The sequence below is a fragment of the Bradyrhizobium sp. CSA207 genome, from assembly GCF_029051685.1.
Lineage (GTDB): Bacteria > Pseudomonadota > Alphaproteobacteria > Rhizobiales > Xanthobacteraceae > Bradyrhizobium.
This window is the reverse complement of the sequence record NZ_JAACFT010000087.1, coordinates 1-3262: the sequence shown is the minus strand read 5'-3', so window position 1 is coordinate 3262 and position 3262 is coordinate 1. Positions and strand designations below refer to the sequence as shown.

The 3262-nt window shown below is 63.2% G+C and carries 3 protein-coding genes and 1 pseudogene; 3 read left to right on the top strand and 1 reads right to left on the bottom strand.

Going from position 1 to position 3262, the window contains the following annotated elements:
- Positions 1 to 115: 115 nt before the first annotated feature.
- Entirely contained in the window at positions 116 to 1654 is a 1539-nt protein-coding gene (locus tag GWG65_RS39950; RefSeq protein WP_275200881.1) for a heme peroxidase family protein, read from the bottom strand.
- A gap of 447 nt (positions 1655 to 2101) precedes the next feature.
- Between GWG65_RS39950 and GWG65_RS39945 the strand changes: the two genes are divergently transcribed.
- The 3 genes and pseudogenes from GWG65_RS39945 to GWG65_RS39935 form a co-directional block, all read left to right on the top strand.
- A complete protein-coding gene (locus GWG65_RS39945) occupies positions 2102 to 2443 on the top strand; it encodes a hypothetical protein (protein ID WP_275200880.1) in 342 nt (113 codons plus the stop codon).
- A gap of 133 nt (positions 2444 to 2576) precedes the next feature.
- Positions 2577 to 3059 (top strand): hypothetical protein, encoded by a 483-nt coding sequence (locus GWG65_RS39940; RefSeq protein ID WP_275200879.1) that lies wholly within the window; start codon positions 2577 to 2579, stop codon positions 3057 to 3059.
- 100 nt (positions 3060 to 3159) lie between these two features.
- Positions 3160 to 3262 (top strand): annotated as a pseudogene (locus tag GWG65_RS39935) (transcription elongation factor); the annotation flags it as partial.

Below are 3262 nucleotides of genomic sequence, written 5' to 3'. Positions count from 1 at the left end.
GAAGTGCGTTCCCTCCCCCACAAGGGGGGAGGGAACGCACTTCCGCCGGGGCACCAGGCGAGTCTCATTTCATCAGGCTCTAGCGGCCTTCACACCGCTGACGGAGCGCGCAAGCTCAGTGCAGGCTGGGACCCTGGCCGAGCGCGTAGGCGACGAAATCCCTCAGCGCGAAGTTGGGGCCGGTCACCGGCGCCCAGTTCGGGTCGAGCGACAGCAGCGAGGAATTATCGCCGAACATCAGGCCGAGGAAGACCTCGGCCACGATGCGTCCGCCGACCGGCCCGAGCTGTGGCGTGTTGACACCCGATGCCGGCGCGCCGGTCGCCGGGACCATGACGGCGGTCTGGAACTGCCGCGCTTCGGCCAGGATGTAGGTCCAGAGCGGGCAGTTGCCGGCAAACACGCCGTTCGCGATGGTCGCGATCCTGACTTGCGGATCGCCCGGTCCCGCCTCGTCGACGGCCTTGCCGATCATGATCTCGTCATCCGTCAGCGGCGTCAGGTTCATCGCCCTGGCGACGGCCTGGCCCGACGGCAGTCCGAGCCGCCAGCTGCGCTCGAGATTGCGCAGCGCCAGCGACGACGGATTGGACGCGACTTCCGGCGGCAGCTTGCGCAGCGGGTCCACCAGCGAGGTATCGATGCGATAGGCGAACTGCAGCCGCCTCTTGTTGTCGGGATTGGTATCGTCGTCCTCGACACCGTAGGCGCGCGTGTCGAGATCGATGAAGCGGCCCCAGTCGATCGCGCGTCCCGGGCCCATGGCGCGGAAGCCGGTCAGTGCGTTCTGATCGGGATTGTTGGGATCGGGGAAGATCTGCAACAGCATGTTGGCCGCATCGTTCAGCCGGTAGCCGGGGCGGATCATGGAGTGCCCGAGCCGGTAGGCCGCGACCGAGAACTCGACCGGCATGAACGGATAAGTCTTCCAGTGGTAGTGGGCGAGCTTGCTGCGGTCGTAGTGACCTGCGGTCTTCAGCTCGTCCAGCACGCTGGCATGGACGATCCGAGGCAGGAAATCGTTCAGCACGACGTATTGATAATGGAAGCGGACGCGCTGCTGCACGTCTTCGAACGACAGGCTGTCATTGTCGTCGACCATGCGGTTGTGAAACCGCAGCATCAAGGCCTGAAACTGCGAGACGATGCTGTTCTCGTCGTTGCGGGGATCGCCGATCAGCGCGCGGCCCTTGAAGCGCGGCAGGTCGCTGGCATCGGGCACACCGGCGCCGGTCAGATTCTCGCCGAGCCGGAACTTGATGCCGTCATACATGTAGGGTTGGTCGTTCGGACCGCGACCGTAGAGATTGTCCAGATCGAGCGCCGGCGTGCGGAAGTCGACGAGCCCGTCCGGATCCTGCTGCTTGGTCAGCGAACTCACCGGATCGAAGGTGATATCGTGGTCGACGAACTGGCCGAAATAGGTGTAGAGCGCGGGAATACCGCTCTCTTCTGCGTCCGGCCCGTCCTTCGGTCCGTCGAAGTCAGCGACCATCTTGTCGGCGAGTGCCGACAGGTTCGCGATGTTGTTGGCATCGTTCGAGCCGAATTTCGCCGGAGCGAGCTTGCGGAACATGCGGCCGAAGCGGCCTTGCGAAAGCGACGAACGCGTTGCGTTCAGACCGCGCGGAACAATGCTGTGACGGCTGCTCATGAAGAATCTCCCTGAAAAGTCGAGATGAAACAGATCGGGCTAAAGTTGTCTGCGCTGGAATATGCAGGCTAAGCGGGATCTGACCCGCTAACAGCGATATGGATCACAATGGCCCGGCATCGACGATTTTTCGGGAGGAGGCGCTTGCGAACAAGCTACGGCTGCGCATCGTGAATTTGCCCCGCGCCGGCGACGGATAACATTCTCGTCATCGACGGGATGGCGAAGCCGACCGTCTTCATGCAAAAACCTTGCGGCGCGCGCACGCCGCAAGGTTGTCGGTCATCGCGCTGCTGCGAGAGCGCGTAGCGCGGATTGATGCCGCAATCTATGTGACCTCGGCCACAGTTCACGCCCGGGTTCCGGCCTATGTTGACGACACTTGCACGCGTCGATCCCGGAGGACTATTTTTGCCTCATTCGGATCAGGCATTTTTGGAGGTACTGATGCAAAAATCATATTTGCTGGCTGCGACAGCAGCGCTGGCGCTTATCATGCAAACACCGCTCGCGCTGGCGCAGAGCGCGCCGGCCGCCGGCAGCACTTCGGCACCGGCTGCCACGACGACCGCGCCGGCTGCGACGACACCAACGCCGAGCGCCACCACTACCGACACGTCGAGCCAGCCGTCCGACTCCAAGAAGAGCGCGTCGAAGAAGCCGGCGAAAAAGAAGATGACCCGGCAGCAGGAGATCGACCATTCGGTCGACAGCGGCACCGTTCCCGCACGCTATCGCAGCTCGGTGCCCAAGCAGTACCAGCAATACATTCCGTTCGATAAGCAGTGACCGATTGCAGGGCGGCGCGACGTCATTGGTCGCCAGCGCCGCTGGTGACATCAAGCAGCGCGATCCGCGTCCGAACACCCTGTGGCGGACCACGGTTGCGGTGCTAGAGTAGGCCAAAGCCCCGGGGGTGATGATGAGCGATGACGTGAGGGATGCTGGTCTTGTGGCGATGATCAGCAGCATTCTGGGAGGCAACAAGCGCGCTGACGTCGTCGTACCGCCGCCGCTGACCGACGTTCCGCCGACAGCGCCGTCGAATGGATTTGAGGCGGTCGCGGAGCCAATCGCAGAAGTGACAGCGCCGCATGAGGCTGCGCTCAATGCCGCGGCGGTCTCCGCGAAGCCGGCCGAGCCGTCCGCGAAAGTCGTCATGACACCGGATGGCAAGCGGCGTTTGCCGGCGGAAGCGATTGCCGATCTCGTGCTCGGCGAGTTGTGCAAGCTGGAAGATTTTCCATCCTCCGGCGCCTCGGTCACGGTCTACGGCTACCGGCACTGGAACGCCATGATCACGTTTGCGCCGTTCTCCACCACGTTCCGGAACGCAACGCGGTTCCGCCAGGCCATGCCCGACCTCGTCTTCAAGCTGCGCCGTTTCGTCGAACTTGAGATATAGTCCGGCAAATCACCGGCGGTGGCCCGGCGCGAATTCCTTGCCAGCGATCACGGCGTGAAGGCGTGGCCGGTGCCCGCACCAGTTCGACAGGATTTTTGTATTGAGCGTCGCCTTTACCAAGGAAGAAAGCGCCGAGACCGCGTCCGAAACGCTGTTGCCGGATCGCCCGATCTCGCCCCATCCCAACCTCGTGACGGAGGCAG

What these genes read in the sequence shown, in the direction of transcription:
- GWG65_RS39950 (WP_275200881.1), bottom strand. Translation starts at nt 1,654, where the DNA reads ATGAGCAGCCGTCACAGCATTGTTCCGCGCGGTCTGAACGCAACGCGT.
- GWG65_RS39940 (WP_275200879.1), top strand. Translation starts at nt 2,577, where the DNA reads ATGAGCGATGACGTGAGGGATGCTGGTCTTGTGGCGATGATCAGCAGC.
- GWG65_RS39945 (WP_275200880.1), top strand. Translation starts at nt 2,102, where the DNA reads ATGCAAAAATCATATTTGCTGGCTGCGACAGCAGCGCTGGCGCTTATC.